Raw genomic sequence first — 26,364 nt, forward strand, 5'->3', positions numbered from 1 at the left:
CGAAAGCGGGGCCTTTTTTGTTACTCGTTCAGAATTTTTTGCGCTATGCTGAATACATGGCAATTGAATTGATTCGTGACAATCGTTTTGGTGCATTTTTCTGGACGCAGTTTCTTGGCGCGTTCAACGACAACCTTTTGAAATTCGCGGTGACCCTCGCGGTGACCTACAACGATGCGCTTCGCGGCAGTTTTTCTCCCGGCCTGCTCATTAATCTGATCGCAGCACTGTTCATTCTTCCCTTCGTGATTTTTTCAGCCACCAGCGGGCAACTTGCCGACAAGTTCGACAAAACCAAGGTCATGCGTTTGGCCAAGTGGCTAGAGCCGCCTATTGTCTTGATTACCGCTGCTGGATTTCTCCTGAATTCAGTTGAACTACTTGTGCTTGGCGTATTTTTGCTGGGTACGCAATCTGCATTTTTCGGTCCTGCAAAATATGCCTATTTGCCTGAACAACTCAAGTCGAGCGAGTTGGTGATGGGCAATGCTTTGGTCGAATCCGCAACCTTTATGGCAATTTTGTTGGGCACAATTGCCGCGGGTAGTTTGATGAGCCAAGAAACCGGCAATCTAGCGGTCTACATCGTTTGCGGGTTTGGATTTCTGGTGGCCCTGTTGGGTGTCTATCAAGCGCAGCGCATGCCGTTGACGCCCTCTCATTCGCCTGATCTGAAGGTGAATTGGAACCTGTTCACAGAAACATGGCGCAATGTCAGTCTGGCAACCAATCTGCCCAAGGTTTGGCCTGCTTTGCTCGGAATTTCCTGGCTTTGGTTTGTAGGGGCAACCTATTTGACCCAGTTTCCGCTGTTATCTAAAACCTTACTCAATGCCAGCCCGGGCGTGGCCACCGTCTTGCTGTTTGCCTTTACCGTAGGTTTGGGTATTGGTGCGTTTTTGTGCGAGAAATGGTCGCGCAAGCGAATTGAAATGGGTTTGGTGCTGTGGGGCCTGCTTGTCATGATAGTGGCGGGTGTGTTGCTGCATTGGGTGTTGGTGACCTATCAAACCAATCCCGATCAACGAACTGTAGTCGAGTTTTTTAGTCAGTTGAATAATCTGGCTGTTCTAGGGCTTTTTGTGTTGATTAGCATTGGCGTTGGTTTGTACAGCGTGCCCCTATACGCCACCATGCAAGCTTTTGCACCCAAGGAGAGTCGCTCGCGGGTGGTGTCAGCCAACAACATTGTCAATTCTTTTTTCATGGTTGTTTCTGCCGGGTTTGCAATCGCTATTTTGCTGGCCATGAAAGGCGAGGTGTTGTGGGTGTTTACTGCAGTCACCGCAATCAATGTGGTGGTTTTGGTCCTGTGGTTGTTCAAGCAGCCTTATGTGGTGCTTCGCGCTCAACTGCTGCTTAAGGTGCCAGGTAAATACTTGCCACGTATTGAAAACATGGATCACCTCGGTGATTCGGGTGGCAACCTCATTGTGTTCCCAACTTTGCTTCATGAAAATTACCTTCAACGCATGGCGGGTTTGCCCATCGAGATGACAGTGGTGCTTTCGGGGCGTCTGAAACAATCCAGGTTTGTGAATCGCTTGCGCAAACACGGCTTTGTGCTCGAATTCAGCAAACTTTCGGAAACTGATACCCAAAAGGAATTAATCAAGGCGATCGCGTCACATATTCAGCAGAACCGGTCTATTGCTATTGATAAACCCATGTTTGAGCTTCTGCGTAAACAGTATCGTCTTGATGACATGCCCGGCGTGTTGGCCAAAAAGGGTGTGGTGATGAATGTGCTGGAATTTATGGAAGAGCAGCGACAACAAAAAGCTGAAAAAAATGCAATTTCTCAAACAGTCTGGCGTCTAAACAAAAGAGAAGCTCTAACCGTTTCAGGGGTTTGATACCCCACTTGGCAGGGAGATAGTGGTAACAGCATAGTTAATTCGAAAGTGTTGCAAGCACCAAAACAGCACAAAAATGTAAACAAACAAGCTGGCCTGTTTTTTGCAACTTTTTCGAGAGATGAAAGTGATTGCTTTGGGCGCGAAATAGGTTCACGGCCGAAGTAAAAGGCAAAGAAGCGTTGTGCAGGAGGACATCATGAACACAGAGCTTGAACCGCGTGATTTGAATTCCAGCGATTCTGACATTTTCGGTCAGTTTCAGTCTCGTTTTGCAGCTTTGCAGCAAACCGAGATGAGCCTCGAAGAATACCTCGACCTGTGCAAAGCCGACCCCCTCACATACGCCAGCGCGGCTGAGCGCATGCTTCATGCCATTGGCGAACCCGAAGTCATCAACACCCGGCACGATCCCCGTTTGTCTCGTATTTTTGCCAACCGTGTAGTGCGTCGTTACCCCTCATTCAAAGAGTTCTATGGCATGGAGGAGGTGATTGAAAACATTGTTGCCTATTTCCGCCACGCCGCGCAGGGTCTTGAGGAGCGTAAACAGGTGCTTTACCTGCTTGGGCCTGTCGGTAGCGCAAAGTCCTCATTGGCTGAACGTTTGAAAGCCTTGATGGAGCAGCAACCCATCTATGCCTTGAAGGGTTCACCCATTAACGAGTCGCCATTGGGCTTGTTCGATCCGGCCCAGTTTGGTGCTTCGCTTGAAGACAAATACGGCATTCCCCGCCGTTACTTGACGGGTATTGCCAGCCCTTGGGCCACCAAGCGTCTGGCGGAGTTTGGTGGTGACTTGCGCAAGTTCCGGGTGGTTCGCTTAATGCCTTCAACCTTGAATCAAATTGCGATTGCCAAAACCGAACCGGGTGACGAGAACAACCAGGATATTTCAGCCTTGGTGGGAAAGGTCGACATTCGCATGTTGAACCAGTTCAGCCAGGACGATCCCGATGCTTACAGCTTCAGCGGTGGCCTTTGCCTGGCCAACCAGGGTTTGCTCGAATTCGTAGAGATGTTCAAGGCACCCATCAAAATGCTGCATCCTTTGCTCACAGCCACCCAAGAACGCAACTTCAAGGGCACGGAAGGCTTTGGCTCCATTCCATTTGACGGCATTATTCTGGCGCACAGCAACGAGTCGGAATGGCAACAGTTCCGCAACAACAAAACCAATGAGGCGTTCCTGGACCGTGTGTACATCGTGAAGGTGCCTTACTGCCTGCGCGTGTCCGAAGAGGTAAAAATCTACGAGAAATTGCTTGAGCATTCATCATTAAACAAGGCGTCTTGCGCGCCTGGAACCCTGAACATGATGGCGCAGTTCAGTGTTCTGACCCGCTTGAAAGAACCGGCGAACAGCAATCTGTTTAGCAAAATGCGGGTGTACGACGGTGAAAACCTCAAGGATGTGGATCCCCATGCCAAGCCAATTCAGGAGTACCGTGACCAGTCCGGACCCGATGAGGGCATGAACGGTTCGTCCACACGTTGGGCCTACAAAGTATTGTCCAAAGTATTCAACTTCGACCATCATGAAGTGGCAGCCAACCCAGTGCATTTGTTGTATGTGCTCGAACAGCAGGTCATTAAAGACAACCTGCCCGAGGAACAAACCCGGAAGTATCTTGATTTCATCAAGAGCTACCTGACGCCCAAGTACGCAGAATTCGTGGCCAAGGAAATTCAAACCGCTTACCTGGAAAGCTATAGCGAGTACGGTCAAAACCTGTTCGAGCGTTACATACAGTTTGCTGACAAATGGATTCAAAACGAGGAGTTCCGCGACCCCGCTACAGGGCAAATTTTTGATCGCGACTCGCTGAACGAGGAATTGAATCGGATTGAAAAACCCGCGGGTATTGCCAATCCAAAAGATTTCCGCAATGAAGTGGTTAACTTTGTGTTGCGTGCACAGGCCAGCAATTCCGGCACCATGCCTGCATGGACCAGCTACGAAAAGTTGCGCGAAGTCATCGAGCGCAGCATGTTCTCGAAAACCGAAGACCTGTTGCCTGTTATTTCTTTCGATCACAAAGGTTCGAAAGAAAGCCAGGAAAAGCACGAGAATTTTGTCGATCGCATGGTGGCCAAGGGCTACACCGAAAAACAGGTTCGTTTGTTGGTGGAATGGCATTTGCGCGTGAAAAAGGCGTCTTGATCACGCAAAACGCATAGGGAGTTTGCCATGGGCGATTCAACCATTATTGATCGCAGGCTCAACGGCAAAAACAGAAGCTTGCCCAACCGCGAGCGCTTTATTCGGCGTTACAAAACGCAATTGAAAAAAGCGGTCGCGGATGTGGCTGGTGAGTCGTCAATTTCTGATGTCAGCGGTGATGGGCGGGTGAAAGTGCGCATTCCCACCCGTGAAGTATCCGAGCCGACGTTCATTTTTGGCCAGGGTGGTGATGTTGAGCATGTGGTTCCAGGTAACCGCGACTTTGTGCCGGGCGACCGAGTCCCACGTCCTGGCGGCGGTGGCGAAGGGCAGGGCGGAGGAAAGCCCGGTAAAGGCGAAGGTGAGGACGGATTTACCTTTGTGTTGTCGCGCGAAGAGTTCTTGAACCTTTATTTCGATGATCTTGAATTGCCGGAACTCCTGAAACGCGAAATTTCATCGGTGAAACGTATGAAAAGTCGCAACGCAGGTTATTCCCGCACCGGCGCGCCCACTTCGCTTTCTGTACTTAGAACCATGAAGGCTTCGCTCATGCGTCGCGTTGCACTCGAGCCTAGAGGCGAGGATGAAGACGATGATGAGGAAGAAAAGGGTCAACTTGATCTCCTTGACGATGTCAAAAAGAAGCCCTATGTGCCGTTTCTCGACGAAGTTGACCTGCGCTATCGCAACCGTGTCACTTATCCCGAGCCCTCCACCAACGCAGTTATCTTTTGCCTGATGGATGTCTCAGCTTCGATGGACGAAGCCAAAAAAGACTTGGCCAAACGTTTCTATACACTGCTTTATCTTTTCCTGACCCGCAAGTACGAGGAAGTCAAGCTGGTTTTTATTCGCCATACCGATGAAGCGGAAGAAGTGACCGAGGAGGATTTTTTCTACGGCAAAAAAAGTGGTGGCACAGAAATCATGCCAGCCATGGAGTTGATGCACCACATTATCGAGACCCGCTATCCTGGTAGTGCATGGAATGTGTATGTCGCACAGGCATCAGATGGCGATGCCACCTCGCGCGATGCGCGAGCCAGCGCGGAGTACCTCTCTTCCAAAATCATGCCGCATGTGCGTTACTACGCTTATGTGGAAACCATGCCCACACCCATGTTTGGCATGGCTCGTGCATCCGATTTGTGGGAGAGCTTTGAACGTCTGGAAGACAGCTTCGCGGGGCATTTTGCGATGCGCAAGCTGTTTAACCGCCGTGATATTTATCCGGTATTTCGTGGTTTGTTTGAGAAGAAAGAAGTCGCCTTTGGGCGCTAGGAGTAGCAACATGGCCCAGCAACTCGACCTGGCTGGCAATGAGTGGACGTTCGATCTGCTGCGTGACATTGACACGCAGCTTCACGACATTGCAGCCAACAAATTCAAACTCGATACTTTCCCCAATCAAATTGAAGTGATCAGCGCTGAGCAAATGCTGGACGCATACTCCAGCGGGGCGATGCCCGTCATGTATCCGCACTGGAGCTACGGCAAATCTTTTTCTGTCAACGAACATCTCTACGAGACGGGACAACAGAACCTGGCCTATGAGGTGGTGATCAATTCCAACCCCTGCATTTCCTACCTCATGGAAGAGAACACCATGACAATGCAGACACTCGTGATTGCGCACGCCTGTTACGGACACAATTCCTTTTTCAAAGGCAACTATCTGTTTCGGCAATGGACGCAGGCCGACGCAATTATCGATTACCTGGTTTTCGCCAAAAAGTACGTCATGGAATGTGAAGAAAAATATGGCATCGATGTGGTCGAGGAAGTACTCGATGCAGCCCATGCCATACAGCATTTCGGGGTTGATCGCTATAAAAGACGCTTCGAATCTGAAGCATCGTTGAAGGTGAAGCGTGATGATCTGGCTGAAGAGAAGCGACGTCAGTACGATGAAATCATGGCCAAGGTGTCACCAGTCGAGGCTGCTCAAATAGAGCGTCGTCAAGACAACTACCCCCGTGAGCCGGTTGAAAACATCCTTTACTTTATCGAAAAGGAAGCTCCAAAACTGCGAGATTGGGAACGAGAACTGGTGCGCATAGTTCGCAAAATGTCTCAGTACTTTTATCCTCAGGGGCAAACCAAGGTCATGAACGAAGGGTGGGCGAGTTTCTGGCATTACACCTTGCTCAATACCCTGTATGACGAGAAGCTGGTATCCGATGGTTTCATGCTTGAATTTCTGACTTCTCACACCAATGTCGTTTTTCAGCCAGATTCGCGCGATGGGCGGTTCCGGGCCTTGAATCCCTATGCTTTGGGCTTTGCCATATTCAGTGACATTCGCCGCATGTGTGAAAAACCCACTGAGGAAGACAAGCGTTGGTTTCCCGAACTTGCTGGAAGTGGTAACTGGTTGAAAGCCGTTGATTTTGCCATGCGCAATTTCAAGGACGAATCATTCATTCGTCAGTTTTTGTCACCCAAGGTCATTCGCGATTTCCGCTTGTTTGCAATCGCAGATCATAAAACGGAAAGCGAGTTGTTCATCGACAGTATCCACAATGACGAGGGCTACAAGCGCATCCGCACCCTGTTGGCCAACCAGTACTCTCGTGAAAGTATGGTGCCCGACATTCAGGTGACATCGTATGCTCGAATGACAGACCGCTCACTCACCCTGACTCACATGAGTCGTCGCGGCAGACCGCTGAATGTAGACGAAGCCGAGAAAACACTCGCCCAGGTCGAACGCTTGTGGGGCTTTCCGGTACATCTGGAAACATCGGATGCGCATTGAAACCCAAGTCATACAGCAGGCCAAACTAGATCTTTCCGGTTCGGTCGCGCCTTTCGAGTTGAGCCTGCCTGACATGCCCGCTTCGGTGTGGGCCAGCCCAGACCTGCTTCGTTCTCGCTTTCATCTCGAGGCAGCCCGTTTTTTCGAATGCGAATCCGTGTTGGCGGTCACTGGCATAGAAAGCGGTATTTCTGCGCTCGCACGTTTGTTTCAAACCTGGTACGGCTCAATGCGGGTTGTCCTGGCCGAGCCCAGTTTCGATCAGTGGGACAAACGGTTTCGAAGGGCCAATCACGTTGTGCTGGACTGGCCTGTGGAACTTATACTGGAGGGGGAAATTCCAGAGTGCGATGTAGTGGTGCTAGGTCGTCCGGTCAATCCCACTTGCCAAATGATCGGCATCCAGCAAATCAAGCCTCTGGCCCGAAAGCTTCGTGAGCAGGGGGGGTGGCTAATTCTCGACGAGGCTTATCTGGATTGGACTGGAGAGGAGTCTTACGCCTCTTTTATTGAAGCCGAGCCTGCCATTGTGCTTCGCTCCGTGGCGCCCTTTTGTGGTTTGGCTGGCGCGAATCTGGCCTTTGTCTGTGCCCCCAAGGCGGTTTGCACAGCATTGCTCAACGAAGTAGGTACACAAGCAGTTTCTTCACCGCAATGGTGGCTGGCGCTACAGTATTTTGCGGCAGAGCAATGGAGAGCCAAGCAGTTCGTCAGGCTTGAGGCGGTGTGTGAACGGCTTGCTTCACTTTGGCGCGTTCGACTGGGCGAGCATATTCCAATTCACAAAGGTGGTTACTTCATCAGCTTTGCTCACCCGAACAATGAACGGTGGGCTGTTGATCTGGAGAATATGGGTATTCTGGTGCGTGCCTATCCTGCGGAGTACATCATTTTGCGTTGTGGCGCGCCGAAGTCAGAGGCAGATTGGTTTCGCCTGCAGAATGCGGTTAATGCGCTGAGCGATTAATCGTGACGCATCACTTCTTCGATACCTCGTTCTCTTGGTTTGGTTGAAACCAGCAGGGTTTTTGCCAAACGGTCTTGAGGAAATTGCCCGTTTTTATCAAAAAAAGAGTAGATGAAGGCGATGCCAGTCAAATTGAAAAGCCAACAGAGCACATAACGCAGCAGCGCCTGAGTAAGTCCAACGCGCTCCCCGTTCTCTTTCACTAATCGAATATGCCAGGTTTTCATGGCAAGGGTTTGGCCTCCATGGCGCCAAAACCACACAAAATACAGCCCCAATACGGCAAAGAACCACCACTGGCGTGCCTCTCTAAGATATAGGGCATGTCGGCTTTGGGTGAGTGTGTCGAAAAAGTAGCCTGCAATGAACAAAACGCCGAACAGCAGCATACTTTCGTACAGCATGCTTGCAAATCGGCGTTTTCTGCTGGGACTGATGAGCCCGTTGTCTAGTAGTCGTTCCATTTCACTATTTTATCGCTGGCGCGCTTTCGAAATGGAGCGGGGAATTAATTCAGCGAAGGTTTGTTGCTTTTCCCTTGAATTCATCGCGTTGCTTTTGGTCAAGGCTTTGATAGCTATTCCAGCTCGAATTTCGCTCGCCTTGGCGCTTTTCTTTCAGGGCTTTGTAGTTTTCGCGGGCAGCAGCTTTCTCCCTTGGGCTTAATTCGCTCCAGGTACTCACGCGCTCACGCATGATCGCCTGACGTTCAGGGGGCTCGCTTTCGTATTTTCTACCCACTTTGAGCCAGCGTTCTTGCTGGGCATTGTTCATGGAGTTCCAGTCGTCTTTCAGGGGGGCAAGCAGTTCTTGCTGTTTGTCTGACAACTCTGACCAGTCGGTCGCGGCGAAAGCATTGTCACTCTGAATGCACAGCACCAGGACCAAGCCCAAAGTCATCAATCCGGAAAAGAGTCTAGTCATGATCATGCCCCTCAATCCTTAAAATACTAGATCGACGTGGTGAAGTCGGCGGGTAATGAGTCCATCCATTGCTCAATTCCGTCCTCAGCTGGAATTGCATTGTTTTTCTGCAACTCAGTGGCGTAATTGATAAATCCTGGATCCAGGTAAGCATCGGGTGGCAAATCGTCCGACAAAATGGCCGCATCAAGATCTGCTGTTTCAGAAATTCGTGCGTCTGAATTTTCCAGACCAAACTGCGCCACACCAAATGCTGCACCGGCAATGAACAGCGCACTCACAGCCATCGACAAGGCAGGGCGGTTGAACCACTCAGAAAATTGATGAAACAGGCCGCCTATCGAGCCATGATTGGGCCCATCCTTGATGTGCTTCGTTTTGCCTTGAATGCTGTGTTTCTCAGCATGAAGTTGCACCGATTTGGCGATGGCGAGGTTAAGGCGATCTTGAATGTGGGGCGGAACTTGGCCTGCCGACTCATCAAGTAGCCTTTTTACTACATTTGCGGTTAGCCGATCTTCATTCATTCCCGAAACCCCTGTTGCCTCAATACCTGTGCCAATGCCTTTGTCGCTCTGGAGCAGTGCGTTTTCACACTGCCCTCAGAACACCCCATGATCTCTGCCGTTTCTGCCAAGTCCATCTCTTCCCAATAACGCAAGATGAATGCCTGGCGTTGACGTTCTGGCAAATTTGCGATGGCCTCTTCGATGGCGGCCATGTTTTGTGACTGCTCAATTTCATCCTGGGCGCTCGCGTTCTGAGATTCATCTTGTGCGAGAAGGTTCTCAAGCACATCGTAATCTTCTTCATCTTTCTTCTGAAAACTTGAAAACAGCGTTGTCCAGGTGTTTCTAACCTTCTGACGGCGGTGGTAGTCCAAAATTGTGTTCTGCAAGATGCGTGTAAACAGCATCGGCAGTTCTTCTTTGGGTTTGTCGCCATATTTGTCAGAAAGCTTCATCATGCTTTCCTGCACCAGGTCCATGGCACTTTCTTCGTTCTTGACGGCAAAAAATGCTTGGCGATAAGCCCGGTGCGACACCTCTCTCAAAAAATCCTCTAATTCTCGCGTGCTGGCCATAAATGTGTGTGTCGAGGTGGTGTCAGAGGGTTTGGGGGTCGAGGCGAGAATGATTCGCAATATTTAACAATACGGCATGATATCAAAGCCACAAGCTTTTTTCTTGACCCACAGCGGGCTTCGCACTAAGATCTCGTTCTACCCTGTTTTTGTCTCTAGTTAATCAGCATACCCTTGTTGTTTTAGCGAAAGACGCGCTAGGGCGCTGAACTTGTAGTTCAGAAGCCCATGGCCAACCTGCCCGACATAATCGGGTTGTGATCGCCAGCGCTTTGCGACATGTCCACACCCACAAGGTTGTTCATTTTCAAAAAGCCTGTGCCCCACGGCAATGCGATCCAGGACGGCATCCGACCAATGTCCCGTGGATTTTGTCAGGATTTTTTAAAAATGGAATATACCGGCGCGGAAATCGTTGTCAAATGTCTGGAAGAAGAAGGCGTCAAGCACGTTTTCGGTTACCCAGGCGGAGCAGTACTCTACATCTACGATGCCATCTTCAAACAAGACGGTTTCGAACATATTCTGGTACGTCACGAACAAGCTGCAGTGCATGCGGCCGATGCCTACTCGCGTTCAAGCGACAAGGTGGGTGTCTGTCTCGTTACTTCAGGCCCAGGTTTGACCAATGCCGTTACCGGCATTGCAACTGCCTACATGGATTCAATTCCCATGGTGATTTTGTCTGGTCAGGTGCCCACGCACGCGATCGGTCAGGATGCATTCCAGGAATGCGACACCGTGGGTATTACACGCCCTTGCGTCAAGCACAACTTCCTCGTGAAAGATGTGAAAGACCTTGCGCGTGTCATGAAAGAAGCGTTTTACATCGCCCGCACAGGTCGTCCAGGCCCGGTGTTGGTCGATATCCCCAAAGACATCACCATTCACAAAACCACGTTTGATTACTCCGAGCCCGTGAAAATGCGCTCATACAATCCCGTGGTCAAAGGCCATCAGGGTCAAATCAAGAAAGCCGTGCAAATGATTCTGGAAGCCGAGCGCCCCATGATCTATTCCGGCGGTGGCGTGATCCTGGGCGATGCATCGGCTGAGTTGACCCGCTTGGTCGAATGGGTTGGTGCGCCTTGTACCAATACCCTGATGGGTTTGGGTGCATTCAAAGCCAGCGACAAGAAGTTCATGGGCATGCCTGGCATGCACGGCACTTACGAAGCCAACCTGGCGATGCAAAACTGCGACGTGCTGATTGCAGTGGGTGCCCGTTTCGACGACCGAGTGATCGGAAACCCGAAAGATTTCGCGTCCATTCCACGCAAAATCATTCACATTGATATCGATCCGTCCTCTATTTCCAAGCGCGTGAAAGTGGATGTGCCCATTGTTGGCAACATCAAAGACGTGCTGGTTGATTTGATCCAGCTACTGGAAGAAAGCGGCAAGCGCGTTGATCAGGGCAAGCTGCAAGGCTGGTGGGAACAGGTTGAGAAATGGCGTGGCCGCAAGTGCCTGGATTACGCCAAGTCCGATGAATTGATCAAGCCCCAGTTTGTGGTTGAAAAGTTGTGGGAAGTCACCAACGGTGATGCATTCATTACCTCCGATGTTGGTCAGCACCAAATGTGGGCTGCCCAGTACTATCGGTTTGACAAGCCACGCCGCTGGATCAACTCCGGTGGTTTGGGCACCATGGGCGTGGGCTTGCCTTATGCCATGGGTGTTCAAATGGCCAACCCGGATGCCCAAGTCGCCTGTATCACCGGTGAAGCATCCATCCAGATGAACATCCAGGAATTGTCGACCTGCTTCCAGTATCATTTCACGCCGAAAATCGTGAACTTGAACAATCGCTACCTCGGCATGGTTCGCCAGTGGCAACAGCTGGATTACGGCTCACGTTATTCCGAAAGTTACATGGATGCGCTGCCTGATTTCGTGAAGCTGGTGGAAGCCTACGGCCACATTGGCATGCAAATCACCAAGCCATCGGATGTAGAACCCGCATTGCGCGAAGCCTTCGGCAAGTACAAAGACCGCTTGGTGTTCATGGACTTCATCACTGATCGCACAGAAAACGTGTGGCCCATGGTGAAAGCTGGCAAGGGATTGTCTGAAATGCTGCTGGGTTCGGAAGAACTGTAAAGGAGATGGCAAATATGAGACACATTATTTCCGTTCTCCTTGAGAACGAACCGGGTGCCTTGTCCCGCGTGGTAGGCCTTTTTTCTGCCCGTGGTTACAACATCGAAACGCTGACAGTGGCCCCCACTGAAGATGAAACCATGTCCCGCATGACCATCGTCACTGTGGGTTCAGACGACATCATCGAGCAAATCACGAAACACCTCAATCGCTTGATTGAGGTGGTAAAAGTGGTTGATCTAAGTGATGGTGCGCATATTGAACGCGAACTGATGCTGGTAAAATTGCGCGCAGTGGGCAAAGAGCGTGAAGAGCTGAAGCGTACTGCGGACATTTTCCGTGGCCGCATCATTGATGTCACCGAGAAAAGCTACACCATTGAATTGACTGGCAACAAATCCAAGCTGGATGCATTTCTGGAGTCGATTGATCGCACAGCCATTCTGGAAACAGTCCGTACGGGCAGCTCTGGCATTGGTCGCGGCGAGCGTATTCTGCGCGTCTAAAAGGTGGGCCCGGTTTTGCAACCGGATTCCCGAAAATGAATTAAATACCTGAATCAAAAGGAAAATGACATGAAAGTTTATTACGACAAAGACGCGGATCTGTCCCTGATCCAGAAAAAGAAAGTATCCATTATCGGTTACGGTTCACAAGGCCATGCTCACGCGCAAAACCTGCGCGATTCTGGCGTTGAAGTCGTTGTTGGCTTGCGCAAGGGTGGTGCATCCTGGTCCAAAGCTGAAGGCGCTGGCCTGAAAGTAAAAGAAGTGGCGGACGCTGTAAAAGAAGCCGACGTGGTCATGATTTTGTTGCCCGACGAAAACATTCCCGACGTTTACAACAAAGAAGTAGCCCCCAATATCAAGGCTGGCGCTGCTTTGGCATTTGCCCATGGCTTTAACGTGCATTACAACCAGGTTGTTCCCCGCGCCGACATCGACGTCATCATGATCGCCCCCAAGGGTCCTGGCCACACAGTTCGTTCTGAATACCTGAAAGGTGGTGGTGTACCTTCACTGATCGCGATTTACCAAGATACAACTGGCAACGCCCACGACATCGCTTTGGCCTATGCTGCTGCAAACGGCGGTACAAAAGGTGGCGTGATCGAAACCAACTTCCGCGAAGAAACAGAAACAGACTTGTTCGGTGAGCAGGCTGTATTGTGCGGTGGTGCAGTTGAGCTGGTAAAAGCCGGTTTCGAGACATTGGTAGAAGCTGGCTACGCGCCAGAGATGGCTTACTTCGAATGCCTGCACGAGCTGAAGTTGATTGTTGACCTGATGTATGAAGGCGGCATTGCCAACATGAACTATTCCATTTCCAACAACGCGGAATATGGTGAGTACGTAACCGGCCAGCGTGTAATCGCCGACCAGGCTCGTGCAGCCATGAAAGAATGCCTGACCAACATCCAGAACGGTGAGTACGCCAAACGTTTCATCCTGGAAGGCAAAACGAACTATCCAGAAATGACAGCACGTCGCCGTTTGAACGCACAGCATCCCATCGAAATCGTGGGCGCCCAGCTGCGCGGCATGATGCCCTGGATCAGCAAAAACAAGCTGGTTGATCAGTCCAAGAATTAATCGACTGCTTTACCGCTTTATCAGAAACCCACAGTGCGAAAGTGCTGTGGGTTTTTGCTTTCTGCTCAATTGGGGGTACTCTTCGGATTCTTATTGAGCAATTCGCACGAAAGTTACCGCGCTTGACCTTTTTGGCTTATAAAATCGGTCTCATAATCATTCACAACACTGAACTATGAACTATCCACATCCCATCATTGCCCGCGAGGGTTGGCCTTTTCTTGCAATCGTCGCGATTCTTGCGCTTGCACTTCAGTCGTTTGGTCTCACATTCTTGTCGGTCCTGGCCTGGATTCTGTTCATTTTTGTATTGCAGTTTTTCCGTGATCCTCCCCGTTACATTCCCGCCCAGAAGAATGCGGTCGTGTCACCTGCCGACGGACGTATCGTGGCAGTAGAGCGCGTGGAAGATCCCTATGCCCAGCGTGAAGCGCTGAAAATTTCCGTGTTCATGAATGTATTCAATGTGCATTCCAATCGCATTCCAATCGGTGGCGAAATCAAGTCGGTGGATTATTTCCCCGGATTGTTTGTAAACGCCGATCTTGACAAAGCCAGCACCCAAAACGAGCGCAATGCGATTGTTATTCACACCGAAAGCGGCGCAACAGTAACTGCTGTGCAAGTGGCTGGTTTGATCGCACGCCGGATTCTCTGCTATGTGAAACCGAGCGAGACCGTTGAAAAGGGTCAACGCTATGGTTTCATTCGTTTTGGCTCACGTGTCGATGTGTATTTGCCAACTGACTCGGTTCCCAAAGTTGCAATCGGAGACAAAGTGTCTGCGTCCTCGACAGTATTGGCTGAGCTGGTGTCCTGATCATGCGATTCAAGCGGAACAAAAACCGTTTTGGCGCGCCCCGCTCATTTTCGGGTGGTGCAACCCGTCCGGCGGGTAAGCCTCACAAGGGCGTTTATTTGTTGCCCAACCTGTTTACCACCGCGGCCTTGTTTTGCGGTTTTTACGGCATTGTGATGGCGATGGGGCAGCAGTTCACCACTGCGGCCGTGGCCATTTTCGCGGCTCTGGTGCTTGATAGCCTGGATGGCCGTGTTGCCCGAATGACCAACACTCAAAGTGCCTTTGGTGCCGAGTATGACAGTTTGGCCGATATGGTGTCCTTCGGTGCGGCACCGGCTCTTATCATTTACGAATGGTCGCTAAGTGGTATGGGCAAGCTGGGCTGGGTTGCCGCTTTCGTATACCTGGCAGGCGCAGCCCTGCGCCTGGCACGATTCAACACCAATGCAGCCGTGGTTGATAAAGCCTGGTTTCAGGGCTTGCCCAGCCCTGCAGCAGCGGCCTTGGTTACCGGGTTTGTGTGGGTAATGGACGATGCCAAAATGGCCGGAGCCGAACTGGACTGGCTGGCATGGGGCATTACCTTCTACGCCGGCATCACCATGGTGTCCAACGTTCCTTTTTTCAGCGGCAAAGATTTCCATTTTCGCCGAAGCGTCCCGTTTCTGGTGCTTGCCTTGATTCCTCTGGTATTCGCACTGGTCTCTCAAGATCCACCCAAAGTTCTTTTTGGGGTTTTTGTGTTGTATGGTCTGTCGGGATACGTGGTCTATGTTGTTCGCAAAGTACGCGGGCAGGGGTTGAAGGGGCTCGACATCGAAAGGGATGAACATTTCTAAGTCGGGTTCCCCGCAATACCGCTGCCAGCCTGCATTGCTGTATCCTTAGCGCATAATCAGGAGAACAGCATGTCAGACCGCCTCATCATATTCGACACCACCTTGCGCGACGGCGAGCAAAGCCCTGGCGCATCCATGACCCGCGAAGAGAAAATCCGCATCGCCAAGCAGCTGGAAAAGCTGAAGGTCGATGTGATCGAAGCTGGTTTCGCCGCTTCGAGCAATGGCGATTTCGAGGCCATCAAATCCATTGCGTCGGTCATCAAAGATTCCACGGTGTGCTCACTGGCCCGTGCCAACGACAAAGACATCACGCGAGCAGGTGATGCGCTCGCACCAGCCGAACGTCGCCGCATTCACACCTTTATTGCCACTTCGCCTCTTCACATGGAAGTCAAGCTTCGCATGACGCCGGACCAGGTTCTGGAGCAGGCGGTGAAAGCCGTGAAGCTGGCTTTGCAGTACACCGATGACGTGGAGTTCTCCGCTGAAGACGGTTATCGTTCTGAATTGCCTTTCCTGGCCAAAGTCTGCGAGGCGGTCATCAAGGCGGGCGCCAAAACAATCAATATTCCTGACACGGTGGGGTACGCAGTGCCCTCGTTGTACGGCGAGTTCATGCGCGACTTGCGCACCCTGACGCCCAACAGTGACAAAGCCGTTTGGTCGGTACACTGCCACAACGATTTGGGTATGGCTGTGGCCAATTCCCTGGCTGGTGTGGCCATTGGTGGTGCGCGCCAGGTGGAATGCACAATCAACGGGCTGGGTGAACGCGCAGGCAACTGTTCCCTCGAGGAAATTGTGATGGCGGTCAAGACCCGTCGGGATTTCTTCGACCTGGATGTCGGCATCGACACCACTCAAATCGTGTCTGCCAGCCGCCTGGTCAGCAACATTACCGGTTTTGTGGTTCAACCCAACAAGGCCATTGTCGGGGCCAATGCTTTTGCTCATGCCTCCGGTATTCACCAGGATGGTGTGCTGAAGGCGCGCCAAACCTATGAAATCATGACTGCTGAGGATGTAGGTTGGTCCGCCAATAAGATTGTTCTGGGCAAGTTGTCCGGTCGCAACGCTTTCAAGCAGCGTCTTGAGGCCCTGGGCATCGAGATGGAAAGCGAACAGGCCTTAAACGACACGTTTCAGCGATTCAAGGATTTGGCGGATCGAAAAGCCGAAATTTTTGATGAAGACATTCATGCCTTGGTCTCTGGTGATGGTTCGGGTGGCGAGTCCGAGCATTATCGTTATGTGTCTTTGGTTCAGCATTCGGAGACAGGCGAGCGTCCCAAGGCGCGCGTGGTGTTCTCGATCGATGGCCGCGAGGTGGTCTCTGAAAGTCAGGGCAACGGGCCTGTGGATGCAACCGTCAAGGCCATTGAAGCCGAAGTGCAAAGCGGCGCTGAGTTGTTGCTGTTCTCGGTCAACGGCATTACGTCGGGCACTACTGAATCGCAAGGAGAAGTGACCATGCGCTTGCAAAAGGGCGGTCGAATCGTCAATGGCGTGGGTGCAGATCCCGATATCGTGGTCGCATCGGCCAAGGCCTACCTGTCTGCGTTGAACAAATTGCAGTCAAAACATGAAAAGTTGAATCCGCAGGTTTGATTTATTTTCAATTTCCCCTACAATAGCGGGTTCAGGTGATCGCCTTTTGAATAGAGGCGATCTTTTTACACGGAACTGCGGTCACCATTTGTTCAAAATCGGGCTGCAAGTTCACGCAAGTGGAGTAATAAAGATGTCAGAAATCAATAAAGCGGCAATTCTTGCCGAATATCAACGCGCCAAGGGCGACACAGGTTCTCCCGAGGTTCAAGTGGCATTGTTGACAGCCCGAATCAACTCGTTGACCGATCACTTCAAGGCCAACGCCAAAGACCATCACTCACGCCGCGGTTTGCTGCGCATGGTGTCTCGTCGTCGTAAGCTGCTTGATTACCTCAAGCGCAAAAACGCAGATGCCTACCGCAACCTGATCAGCAGCTTGGGTCTACGCAAGTAATTGGTCGCTGCTACAAGCCGTTGATTTGACTCAAATGCCTGCAACCCCGGTTGTGGGCATTTGTGTTTTAAAACTGACGGGCTCTCGCATCCGGGTATTGGCCCGGCGAGATTACTAAAAGGAAAAGACAAAGTGTTTGAAATTCATAAAGAAACCTTCCAGTACGGTCAACACACAGTGACCCTGGAAACCGGTGAAATCGCCCGCCAGGCGGGTGGCTCTGTAATCGTTACCGTAGACGACACCGTAGTATTGGCCACAGTGGTGGCTGCCAAGTCGGCCAAGCCTGGTCAAGATTTTTTCCCGTTGACAGTTGATTACGTTGAAAAATTCTATGCTGCCGGCCGTATCCCCGGCGGCTTCTTCAAGCGCGAAGGCAAGGGCACTGAGCAAGAAACCCTGAATGCACGTTTGATTGATCGCCCACTGCGGCCCCTGTTTCCTGAAGGCTTCTTCAATGAAGTGCAGGTGACATTGACCGTCATGTCGATCAACCCAGAAGTCAATCCAGACATTCCAGCCATGCTGGGTGCATCTGCTGCGCTGTCAATCGCCGGCATTCCATTCAACGGCCCCGTGGGCGGTGCTCGCGTGGGTTACATCAATGACCAGTACGTGTTGAACCCCACAGCCACGCAGCTCAAAGACAGCAAAATGGACCTGATTGTTGCAGGAACCGAAGCCGCTGTGCTGATGGTTGAATCCGAAGCCCATGAGCTGTCTGAAGAAATCATGTTGGGCGGCATCATGTTCGGTCACGAACAAATGCAAGCGGCAATCAATGCGATCCACGCGCTGACAGCCAAAGCTGGCAAGCCAGAATGGGACTGGAAGCCAGCCCCGGTGAACGAGCCCCTGTTGGCTGCAGTGACTGAATTGGCCGGTGAAAAGCTTGCCGCAGCTTACAAAATGACTGAAAAGCAGGCACGTAGCCAGCGTTTGAAGGAAATTTCAGCTGAAGTCGCAGCAGAACTGCCAGCCAAGTTGACTGAAGAGCAGCGCGCGGGCATTACCAATGCCGACGTTGGCGACATCATGTTTGGTCTGGAAGCGAAGATTGTTCGTGGCCAGATCCTGAATGGCGAACCTCGTATTGATGGTCGCGACACACGCACCGTTCGTCCAATTACCGTTCGCACTGGTGTTTTGCCACGCGCACACGGTTCAGCCCTTTTCACCCGCGGTGAAACACAGGCTTTGGTAGTTACCACCCTGGGTACCGGCCGTGACGAGCAAATGATTGATGCAGTCGCTGGTGAATACCGCGACCGTTTCATGTTCCACTACAACATGCCCCCGTACGCCACCGGCGAATGTGGCCGCATGGGAGCACCAAAGCGTCGCGAAATCGGCCATGGCCGCTTGGCACGCCGCGCAGTGGAAATGATGTTGCCCGCGCCTGAAGACTTCCAGTACACCATGCGCGTTGTGTCTGAAATTACTGAATCCAATGGTTCAAGCTCAATGGCCTCCGTGTGCGGTGGCGCATTGTCACTGATGGATGCCGGTGTTCCTCTGAAACAGCTGGTGGCCGGTATTGCCATGGGTCTGATCAAGGAAGAGAACAAGTTTGCGGTGCTGACCGATATTCTGGGTGACGAAGACCACCTGGGTGACATGGACTTCAAGGTCGCAGGTACTGAAAATGGTGTGACTGCGCTGCAGATGGACATCAAGATTCAGGGCATCACCAAAGAAATCATGCAGGTTGCACTGGCACAGGCCCGTGAAGGCCGCATGCACATTCTGGGTATCATGAAAGAAGCCACAGGCGGTAATGTGGGCGAATTGTCAGCCTACGCGCCACGCATGATCACCATGAAAATCAACCCGGAAAAAATCCGCGACGTAATTGGCAAGGGTGGTGCAACCATTCGCGGCATTACCGAGCAAACCGGTGCAAGCATCGACATCAAGGAAGATGGCTCCATTACCATCGCCTCTGTTGACGGTGATGCAGGCGAGCGAGCCAAGAAGCTGATCGAAGACATCACCGCTGAAGTTGAAGTGGGTGCGGTTTATGAAGGCACCGTGCTGAAGTTGCTTGATTTCGGCGCAATCGTTAGCGTATTGCCTGGTAAAGATGGTCTGTTGCACATCTCCCAAATTGCCAACGAACGCGTGAACACCGTGGGCGATTTCCTGAAAGAAGGCCAGGTTGTGAAAGTGAAAGTGTTGGAGGCCGATGAAAAAGGTCGTCTGCGCTTGTCCATGAAGGCCTTGTTGGCCCCCGAAGCGCCTGCCGAGCAGGCGTCTGAAGGTTCCAGCGAAGGCTGATGAGTACAGTGCTTGCACAACAGCTGCCTGTCACGATGAAGGCAGTGGGTGTGAAGGCTCCCGGTGGTGCAGATCAGCTTGAACTGATTGAGCTGCCGGTTCCCTTACCCAAGCCCGGTGAGGTACTTGTTCAGGTGAGGGCAGCAGGGGTTAATCGCCCCGATGTTCTTCAGCGCCTGGGTTTGTACCCGCCCCCTCCTGATGCCAATCCCAATCTTGGGTTGGAAGTGTCAGGAGTGGTCGTGGCCGTGGGGCAGGGTGTCTCTGAAAGCATGTTGGGTACACCTGTCATGGCTTTGTGCAATGGTGGCGGGTACGCGGAATATGCGTGCGCGCCAGCAGGGCAATGCATGCAAATACCAGAAGGTTTGAGTTTCACCGAGGCGGCCAGTCTTCCTGAGGTGTACATGACCGTTTGGCAAAACCTGTTCATGAAGGGTGGCGCCAAATCGGGTCAAACAGTATTGATTCACGGTGGAAGCAGCGGCATTGGCACCGCTGCGATCCAGTTGTGCAAAAAACACGGATTGCGCACTTTTGTCACCGTGGGCAATCAGGAGAAAGCTGACTTTTGCCTGGGTTTGGGTGCTGAAAAAGCCTACCTGTACAAAACCCAGGACTGGGAGCAGCTGGTATTGCAGGATACGCAGCATCAGGGTGTCGATTTGATTCTCGACATGGTGGCAGGCGAATACCTGAACAAGGATTTAAGTTGTGTGAGGCCGCAAGGCATGGTGATCGTAATCGCCTTGCTGGGTGGGCGCTTTGCAAATATTGATGCTGCAAAACTAATGACCAAGCAGGTAGTGCTCACTGGCACCACACTGCGCCCGCGCTCTGCTGAATTCAAGGCAGAATTGGCGCGGCAGGTTGGGCATGAATTGAAAGAGGGTTTTTCTTCTGGGGTGCTGAAATCGCTGGTTCAGGCCACTTTCGCACTTGATGATGTTGCCAAGGCGCACCTTTTGATGGAGTCGGGCAACTCATTGGGAAAAATTGTGCTCTGTATTGAGAATTAAGGAAGGGAATCAGGACAAACATGAGCGAGACAAACAAACAAAATCCAAGAAAAAAGTTGGTAGCAGGCAACTGGAAAATGAACGGTAACTTCGATTCGAATGAGGCCCTTATTCTGGGTTTTCTGACCGAAGTTGATGATCAGGTTGATGTGTCCGTATTTTGTCCTTTTCCCTACCTGTCTCAGGTTGGCAAACTATTGGAAGATCAAAGCGTTGTTTTCGGTGCGCAAGACGTATCGGCAAAAGCCAGTGGCGCCTATACCGGTGAAGTTTCGGTAGATATGTTGAAAGAGTTTGGTGTGAAGCAGGTGCTGGTGGGGCATTCCGAGCGTCGTCAGTACCATGCGGAAAGCAGTGTTACAGTGGCTGAAAAGGCTGTAGCAGCCATTCAGGGCGGTATTACCCCAATCGTTTGTGTGGGTGAAACGCTTGCAGAACGAGAGGCGGGGAAGGTTGAGGCGGTGATTGCCTCTCAGCTCGATCCGGTTATTGAGCGTTGTTCAAAGTTTGTCGAAAACGGCATCTGGAACCTCGTGATTGCCTACGAACCTGTCTGGGCGATCGGCACTGGCGTCACGGCCAGTCCGGAGCAGGCCCAAGAAGTGCACGCCATGATACGTGCCCGATTGAATGCCATGTTGGGGCCGGAAGTGGCTCAGAACACACGAATTTTGTACGGTGGAAGTGTAAAACCGGGCAATGCAAGCGAGATTTTTGCAAAAGTTGATATTGATGGTGGCCTAATTGGCGGTGCCGCTTTGTCTTCTGATGATTTCTCTGGAATAATACGCGCCGCGAGAGGTTAAATAAATTTATGAGCATTTTCAATACATTCTTAGTCGTGATGCAGATCATCTCTGCAATCGCTGTAATCGTTCTTGTTTTGCTGCAGCACGGCAAAGGCGCAGACATGGGCGCAGCCTTCGGTAGCGGCTCGTCCGGTAGCCTGTTTGGTGCAACCGGATCGGCGAATTTCTTGAGCCGGGCCACTGGCTTTTGTGCTACAATCTTTCTGCTTTGCACACTGGGTTTGGCCTTTTATTCAAGGGCTGGCGTTGAAGCAGAATCTGGCGGTGTGATGGAGTCTATTCAGGCTAATCCTGCAGAGGGAACGGCAACCCCTGTTGAGACCAAGCCAGCCGAGCCAAAAACGCCGGTGCAAGACATTCCAAAATAATTTGTTGCCTGGCTTGATTGCCGGGTAGCAACACGCCGACGTGGTGGAATTGGTAGACACGCTATCTTGAGGGGGTAGTGGCCACAGGCTGTACGAGTTCGAGTCTCGTCGTCGGCACCAAGATATAAATTAAAGCCGGTCATATGCAAAACGACCGGCTTTTTTTCGGACTAATCGAAGGCTATTAGGGTTTACACGGGAGTCACAGTGAATTTAGAGTCTTACTTTCCAGTGTTGATGTTCATCCTTGTGGGGATCGGTGTAGGCGGTGGCGCCATGCTGGTCGGACGTGTGTTAGCCCCCCACCGCCCCGACGGGCAAAAACTTTCTCCATACGAGTGTGGTTTCGAGGCGTTCGAAGACGCCCGCATGCAATTTGACGTGCGCTACTACCTCGTTGCAATCCTCTTTATTTTGTTTGACCTGGAAATCGCCTTTCTTTTCCCATGGGCTGTGGCCTATCGTGAAATTGGTCCGGTGGGTTTCTGGGCCATGATGATTTTCCTGGGTGTGTTGGTTGTTGGTTTCATTTACGAATGGACCCGTGGTGCACTGGACTGGGAATAAATTGGCTGACAAGCGGGCTATTTATGGGCAATCGACCTGAAATGGTTTGCCCCACTTTCGTGAAGGTAGTAAGCAATGGGTATTGACGGCGTTTTAAACGAAGGCTTTATCACCACCACGGCTGATAAATTGATCAATTGGGGCCGCACCGGTTCGTTGTGGCCAATGACATTCGGCCTGGCGTGTTGCGCGGTTGAAATGATGCACGCAGGTGCCAGTCGTTACGATCTGGACCGTTTCGGTATTATTTTCCGACCAAGCCCGCGTCAATCCGACCTCATGATTGTGGCAGGTACGCTATGCAACAAAATGGCTCCGGCATTGCGCAAGGTCTACGACCAAATGGCCGAGCCACGCTGGGTTTTGTCCATGGGTTCCTGCGCCAACGGCGGCGGCTACTATCACTATTCTTATTCGGTGGTTCGTGGTTGTGATCGCATCGTGCCGGTTGATGTGTACGTGCCCGGTTGCCCACCTACCGCAGAAGCGCTGATGTACGGTCTGCTCCAATTGCAGAACAAGATCAAAACCACTTCTACCATCGCTCGATAAGGGGTTCTATTCATGACGCAGAACCAATCATTGAGCTTGGAAAAGTTAAGCGCCGATCTGGTCGCAGCGCTTGGCGATCGCATTGTCGAATGCAAACTGGCCTTCGGTGAAGTCAATCTGACCGTGAAAGCTGATTCCTACATGGAATCCTGTCTGATTCTTCGTGATCATGAAGATCTGCAATTTGAGCAGTTGATCGACCTGTGTGGCCTTGACCGCAGCGAGTACGGCAATGAATTGAACGAATCCCAACGTTTCTGGGTGGTATGCCAATTGTTGTCGGTGTCCAAAAACATGCGCGTGCGCCTGAAGGTCTGTTGTCCCGATGACGATTTGCCCACAGTGGCCTCAGTCATCGACGTTTGGTCTTCAGCCAACTGGTACGAGCGTGAAGCGTTCGATCTGTACGGCATCGTGTTTGAAGGGCACCCTGATTTGCGTCGTATTTTGACCGACTACGGTTTTGTGGGTCATCCGTTCCGCAAAGACTTCCCCTTGTCGGGTCACGTTGAAATGCGTTACGACCCTGAATTGGGTCGTGTGGTGTACCAGCCGGTCACCATCGAGCCGCGTGAAATTACACCTCGCATCATTCGCGAACCTCAATACGGTGGAGCGAAATAATCATGGCTGAAATTAAAAATTACACCCTGAACTTTGGTCCCCAGCACCCCGCGGCACACGGCGTATTGCGCCTGGTGCTTGAACTGGATGGTGAGGTGGTACAACGGGCCGATCCGCACATTGGTTTGCTGCACCGTGGTACTGAAAAGCTGGCAGAGCACAAAACCTTTATTCAATCGCTGCCTTACATGGATCGTCTCGATTACGTGTCCATGATGTGCAACGAGCATGCCTACTGCATGGCCATCGAAAAGCTGTTGAACATCGAAGTGCCGGTTCGTGCGCAATACATTCGCGTGATGTTTGATGAAATCACCCGAATTCTGAACCACCTGCTGTGGCTCGGTGCGCACGGCCTTGATGTGGGTGCGATGGCGGTATTTCTGTACGCCTTCCGTGAACGTGAAGACCTGATGGACTGCTATGAGGCGGTTTCAGGTGCCCGTCTGCATGCTGCGTATTTCCGCCCTGGTGGTGTGTACCGTGACCTGCCAGACCGCATGCCCCAGTACAAGCCTTCCAAGGTTCGTTCTGCCAAAAAGGTAGACGCGTTGAACAAGAACCGGCAAGGTTCCCTGCTTGATTTTCTGGATGACTTCACACAGCGCTTCCCCAAGTACGTGGATGAATACGAAACGCTGCTGACAGACAACCGCATCTGGAAACAGCGCTTGGTGGGTGTTGGTGTGGTTACACCGGAGCGCGCCTTGTCCATGGGTTTCACTGGCCCAATGTTGCGTGGCTCTGGCATTGCCTGGGATTTGCGCAAGAAGCAGCCTTATGAAGTGTACGACCGTCTGGATTTCGACATTCCGGTGGGCAAGAACGGTGACTGCTACGACCGCTATTTGGTGCGCGTGGAAGAAATGCGCCAGTCGAACAAAATCATCAAGCAGTGTATTGACTGGTTGCGTGTCAACCCGGGTCCGGTGATGAGCGACAACCACAAGGTAACGCCACCGAAGCGCGTGGACATGAAAACCAATATGGAAGAACTGATCCACCACTTCAAATTGTTCACGGAAGGCATGCATGTGCCCGAAGGTGAATCGTATGCGGCGGTAGAGCACCCCAAGGGTGAATTCGGCATTTACCTGGTTGCAGACGGTGCAAACAAACCCTATCGCCTGAAGATTCGTGCGCCTGGTTTCGCGCACCTGCAAGGATTGGACGAGATGTCCCGTGGCCACATGCTGGCCGACGTAGTGACCATTATTGGTACCCAAGACATTGTGTTCGGTGAAATTGATCGCTAAGGATTGAATTGAATCATGAAGTTGAGCGAAAACGCCTATCGTTTGATAGACAAAGAATTAACGAAGTACCCCGCCGACCAGAAAATCTCTGCCGTGATGGCGGCTCTTCGTATTGCGCAAGTTGAATTGGGTTGGCTTCCCAGTGAAGCCATCGAAGCTGTGGCCGAATATCTGGAAATCCAACCGATCGCAGCCTATGAAGTGGCCACGTTTTACAACATGTACGACACCAAGAAAGTGGGCAAGTCGAAAATTGTTGTTTGCACAAACCTGCCTTGCGCCTTGTCCGGTGGTACAGATGCCGCTGAATATTTGAAGAAAAAACTGGGTATCGATTACAACGAAACCACCAAGGACGGCCTGTTCACCCTGAAAGAAGGTGAGTGTATGGGCGCCTGTGGTGATTCCCCAGTCATGTTGGTGAACAATCACCGCATGTGCAGTTTCATGAGCAACGAGAAAATCGATGCGCTGGTAGAGGAGTTGAAGTCATGACTTGTTTGCACGGACGACATATTAACCCGGTGATTCTGGCTGGTCTCGATGGCAGCAACTGGGACCTGAAAGGTTACGAAGCACGTGGTGGTTACAAAGCCCTGCGCAAAATCCTGACTGAGGGTATTTCTCAAGAAGATGTGATTGCGGAAGTGAAGAAATCGGCGCTGCGCGGTCGCGGTGGTGCAGGTTTTCCAACTGGCTTGAAGTGGAGCTTCATGCCTCGCCAGTTTCCGGGTCAAAAGTATTTGGCCTGTAATTCCGATGAAGGCGAACCCGGTACATTCAAAGACCGTGACATTCTGCGTTACAACCCGCATTCCGTGATTGAAGGCATGGCGATTGCTGCCTACGCCATGGGCATTTCTGTGGGTTACAACTACATTCACGGCGAGATCTGGGAAACCTATGAACGCTTTGAAGAAGCATTGGAACAGGCTCGCGCTGCAGGTTACCTGGGCGATAACATCATGGGTTCGAAGTTCAGCTTCCAACTGCATGCGCACCAAGGTTATGGCGCTTACATTTGCGGTGAAGAAACTGCGCTGATTGAGTCGATCGAAGGCAAGAAGGGCCAGCCTCGTTTCAAGCCACCGTTTCCGGCTTCCTACGGCATTTACGGCAAGCCCACCACAATCAACAACACTGAAACATTTGCAGCGGTGCCGTTCATCATTCAAAACGGTGGCGACTGGTTCCTGGAATTGGGCAAGCCCAACAACGGCGGCACGAAGATTTTCTCGATTTCCGGCGATGTTGAGAAACCAGGGAACTACGAAATTCCATTGGGAACACCCTTCGCAACCTTGCTTGAAATGGCGGGTGGTATGAAGGGTGGCCGCAAGATCAAGGCTGTGATCCCTGGTGGTTCATCCATGCCTGTTTTGCCTGGCGATGTGATGATGGCCACTGACATGGACTACGACTCGATTGCGAAAGCAGGTTCCATGCTGGGCTCGGGCGCGGTGATTGTAATGGATGAGACACGCTGCATGGTAAAAAGCCTGTTGCGCCTGTCTTACTTCTATTACGAGGAAAGCTGTGGTCAATGTACACCGTGCCGCGAAGGCACCGGCTGGTTGTATCGAATCATCAATCGCATTGAACACGGGGAAGGGCGTCCTGAAGATCTGGACATGTTGAACTCGATTGCAGACAACATTCAGGGTCGCACCATCTGCGCGCTGGGTGATGCTGCGGCCATGCCGGTTCGCGCTTTCCTGAAACATTTCCATGAAGAATTTGAGCATCACATCACACACAAGTCGTGCATCGTGCCGGCTTACGTTTGATTCCC

At 51.6% G+C, this 26,364-nt stretch carries 27 protein-coding genes and 1 tRNA gene; 23 read left to right on the forward strand and 5 right to left on the reverse strand.

Features of this window, described 5'->3' with window-relative positions:
* Nucleotides 1-56 precede the first annotated feature (56 nt).
* From LMED105_RS10900 to LMED105_RS10920, 5 genes are all read left to right on the forward strand, one after another.
* Nucleotides 57-1,856, forward strand: coding sequence for an MFS transporter (locus LMED105_RS10900; RefSeq protein WP_198006843.1), 1,800 nt, complete (start codon nt 57-59; stop codon nt 1,854-1,856).
* Nucleotides 1,857-2,055: 199 nt separating this feature from the next.
* Nucleotides 2,056-4,020: a PrkA family serine protein kinase gene (locus LMED105_RS10905; protein ID WP_050771217.1), complete on the forward strand. Its 1,965-nt coding sequence runs from the start codon at nt 2,056-2,058 to the stop codon at nt 4,018-4,020.
* 27 nt (nt 4,021-4,047) lie between these two features.
* Nucleotides 4,048-5,304, forward strand: a complete 1,257-nt coding sequence (locus tag LMED105_RS10910; RefSeq protein ID WP_008251146.1) for a YeaH/YhbH family protein — start codon at nt 4,048-4,050, stop codon at nt 5,302-5,304.
* Nucleotides 5,305-5,314: 10 nt separating this feature from the next.
* Nucleotides 5,315-6,781: a SpoVR family protein gene (locus tag LMED105_RS10915; protein ID WP_008251149.1), complete on the forward strand. Its 1,467-nt coding sequence runs from the start codon at nt 5,315-5,317 to the stop codon at nt 6,779-6,781.
* The gene (locus LMED105_RS10920) at nt 6,771-7,748 is read left to right on the forward strand and encodes an aminotransferase class I/II-fold pyridoxal phosphate-dependent enzyme (protein WP_008251151.1); all 978 of its coding nucleotides are present in this window, start codon (nt 6,771-6,773) and stop codon (nt 7,746-7,748) included. Before LMED105_RS10915 ends, LMED105_RS10920 begins: the two co-directional genes overlap by 11 nt.
* Here LMED105_RS10920 and LMED105_RS10925 read toward each other — a convergent pair.
* The 5 genes from LMED105_RS10925 to LMED105_RS17090 all read right to left on the reverse strand — a co-directional run bounded on the left by LMED105_RS10925 (nt 7,745) and on the right by LMED105_RS17090 (nt 10,106).
* Nucleotides 7,745-8,212, reverse strand: coding sequence for an RDD family protein (locus tag LMED105_RS10925; RefSeq protein ID WP_040513249.1), 468 nt, complete (start codon nt 8,210-8,212; stop codon nt 7,745-7,747). The two genes, LMED105_RS10920 and LMED105_RS10925, sit on opposite strands and share 4 nt — an antisense overlap.
* A gap of 49 nt (nt 8,213-8,261) precedes the next feature.
* A complete protein-coding gene (locus tag LMED105_RS10930) occupies nt 8,262-8,672 on the reverse strand; it encodes a DUF3106 domain-containing protein (RefSeq protein WP_198006844.1) in 411 nt (136 codons plus the stop codon).
* Between the two features lie 26 nt (nt 8,673-8,698).
* A complete protein-coding gene (locus tag LMED105_RS16410) occupies nt 8,699-9,199 on the reverse strand; it encodes a DUF3619 family protein (protein WP_008251155.1) in 501 nt (166 codons plus the stop codon).
* A complete protein-coding gene (locus LMED105_RS10940; RefSeq protein WP_008251156.1) occupies nt 9,196-9,756 on the reverse strand; it encodes an RNA polymerase sigma factor in 561 nt (186 codons plus the stop codon). The genes LMED105_RS16410 and LMED105_RS10940 overlap by 4 nt, the downstream gene beginning before the upstream one ends.
* A gap of 218 nt (nt 9,757-9,974) precedes the next feature.
* Nucleotides 9,975-10,106, reverse strand: coding sequence for a hypothetical protein (locus LMED105_RS17090; RefSeq protein WP_008251157.1), 132 nt, complete (start codon nt 10,104-10,106; stop codon nt 9,975-9,977).
* A gap of 40 nt (nt 10,107-10,146) precedes the next feature.
* On the opposite strand from LMED105_RS17090, the gene LMED105_RS10945 reads away from it, so the two are divergent.
* The 18 genes from LMED105_RS10945 to nuoF all read left to right on the forward strand — a co-directional run bounded on the left by LMED105_RS10945 (nt 10,147) and on the right by nuoF (nt 26,359).
* Complete coding sequence (locus tag LMED105_RS10945) at nt 10,147-11,859, forward strand: acetolactate synthase 3 catalytic subunit (protein ID WP_008251158.1); 1,713 nt, start codon at nt 10,147-10,149, stop codon at nt 11,857-11,859.
* 14 nt (nt 11,860-11,873) lie between these two features.
* Entirely contained in the window at nt 11,874-12,365 is a 492-nt protein-coding gene (ilvN, locus tag LMED105_RS10950) for an acetolactate synthase small subunit (protein WP_008251159.1), read from the forward strand.
* A 69-nt stretch (nt 12,366-12,434) separates the two neighbouring features.
* Nucleotides 12,435-13,451, forward strand: a complete 1,017-nt coding sequence (ilvC, locus tag LMED105_RS10955) for a ketol-acid reductoisomerase (RefSeq protein ID WP_008251161.1) — start codon at nt 12,435-12,437, stop codon at nt 13,449-13,451.
* Between the two features lie 175 nt (nt 13,452-13,626).
* Nucleotides 13,627-14,271, forward strand: coding sequence for a phosphatidylserine decarboxylase (locus tag LMED105_RS10960; RefSeq protein ID WP_008251163.1), 645 nt, complete (start codon nt 13,627-13,629; stop codon nt 14,269-14,271).
* Between the two features lie 2 nt (nt 14,272-14,273).
* Entirely contained in the window at nt 14,274-15,092 is an 819-nt protein-coding gene (pssA, locus tag LMED105_RS10965) for a CDP-diacylglycerol--serine O-phosphatidyltransferase (protein ID WP_008251164.1), read from the forward strand.
* A gap of 69 nt (nt 15,093-15,161) precedes the next feature.
* Nucleotides 15,162-16,703 (forward strand): 2-isopropylmalate synthase, encoded by a 1,542-nt coding sequence (locus tag LMED105_RS10970; protein ID WP_008251165.1) that lies wholly within the window; start codon nt 15,162-15,164, stop codon nt 16,701-16,703.
* A gap of 133 nt (nt 16,704-16,836) precedes the next feature.
* Nucleotides 16,837-17,100 carry a 30S ribosomal protein S15 gene (rpsO, locus tag LMED105_RS10975; RefSeq protein WP_008251166.1) on the forward strand — a complete coding sequence of 88 codons (264 nt, stop codon included), beginning with the start codon at nt 16,837-16,839 and terminating at the stop codon, nt 17,098-17,100.
* Between the two features lie 132 nt (nt 17,101-17,232).
* Entirely contained in the window at nt 17,233-19,377 is a 2,145-nt protein-coding gene (gene pnp, locus LMED105_RS10980) for a polyribonucleotide nucleotidyltransferase (protein ID WP_008251168.1), read from the forward strand.
* Nucleotides 19,377-20,396: an NAD(P)H-quinone oxidoreductase gene (locus LMED105_RS10985; protein WP_008251170.1), complete on the forward strand. Its 1,020-nt coding sequence runs from the start codon at nt 19,377-19,379 to the stop codon at nt 20,394-20,396. Before pnp ends, LMED105_RS10985 begins: the two co-directional genes overlap by 1 nt.
* A gap of 20 nt (nt 20,397-20,416) precedes the next feature.
* Entirely contained in the window at nt 20,417-21,202 is a 786-nt protein-coding gene (gene tpiA / locus LMED105_RS10990; protein WP_008251177.1) for a triose-phosphate isomerase, read from the forward strand.
* Between the two features lie 8 nt (nt 21,203-21,210).
* Nucleotides 21,211-21,573: a preprotein translocase subunit SecG gene (gene secG, locus LMED105_RS10995; RefSeq protein ID WP_040513251.1), complete on the forward strand. Its 363-nt coding sequence runs from the start codon at nt 21,211-21,213 to the stop codon at nt 21,571-21,573.
* 34 nt (nt 21,574-21,607) lie between these two features.
* Nucleotides 21,608-21,693, forward strand: a tRNA-Leu gene (locus LMED105_RS11000).
* 87 nt (nt 21,694-21,780) lie between these two features.
* Nucleotides 21,781-22,140 carry an NADH-quinone oxidoreductase subunit A gene (locus LMED105_RS11005; RefSeq protein WP_008251186.1) on the forward strand — a complete coding sequence of 120 codons (360 nt, stop codon included), beginning with the start codon at nt 21,781-21,783 and terminating at the stop codon, nt 22,138-22,140.
* Nucleotides 22,141-22,215: 75 nt separating this feature from the next.
* Nucleotides 22,216-22,692 (forward strand): NADH-quinone oxidoreductase subunit B family protein, encoded by a 477-nt coding sequence (locus tag LMED105_RS11010; protein ID WP_008251188.1) that lies wholly within the window; start codon nt 22,216-22,218, stop codon nt 22,690-22,692.
* Nucleotides 22,693-22,704: 12 nt separating this feature from the next.
* Nucleotides 22,705-23,316: an NADH-quinone oxidoreductase subunit C gene (locus tag LMED105_RS11015; protein ID WP_008251190.1), complete on the forward strand. Its 612-nt coding sequence runs from the start codon at nt 22,705-22,707 to the stop codon at nt 23,314-23,316.
* Nucleotides 23,317-23,318: 2 nt separating this feature from the next.
* Nucleotides 23,319-24,572: an NADH-quinone oxidoreductase subunit D gene (locus tag LMED105_RS11020; RefSeq protein ID WP_008251193.1), complete on the forward strand. Its 1,254-nt coding sequence runs from the start codon at nt 23,319-23,321 to the stop codon at nt 24,570-24,572.
* Nucleotides 24,573-24,587: 15 nt separating this feature from the next.
* Nucleotides 24,588-25,067 carry an NADH-quinone oxidoreductase subunit NuoE gene (gene nuoE, locus LMED105_RS11025; RefSeq protein WP_008251195.1) on the forward strand — a complete coding sequence of 160 codons (480 nt, stop codon included), beginning with the start codon at nt 24,588-24,590 and terminating at the stop codon, nt 25,065-25,067.
* A complete protein-coding gene (nuoF, locus tag LMED105_RS11030) occupies nt 25,064-26,359 on the forward strand; it encodes an NADH-quinone oxidoreductase subunit NuoF (RefSeq protein ID WP_040513254.1) in 1,296 nt (431 codons plus the stop codon). Before nuoE ends, nuoF begins: the two co-directional genes overlap by 4 nt.
* Nucleotides 26,360-26,364: the final 5 nt, after the last annotated feature.

Source organism: Limnobacter sp. MED105 (assembly GCF_000170915.1).
Taxonomy (GTDB): domain Bacteria; phylum Pseudomonadota; class Gammaproteobacteria; order Burkholderiales; family Burkholderiaceae_B; genus Limnobacter.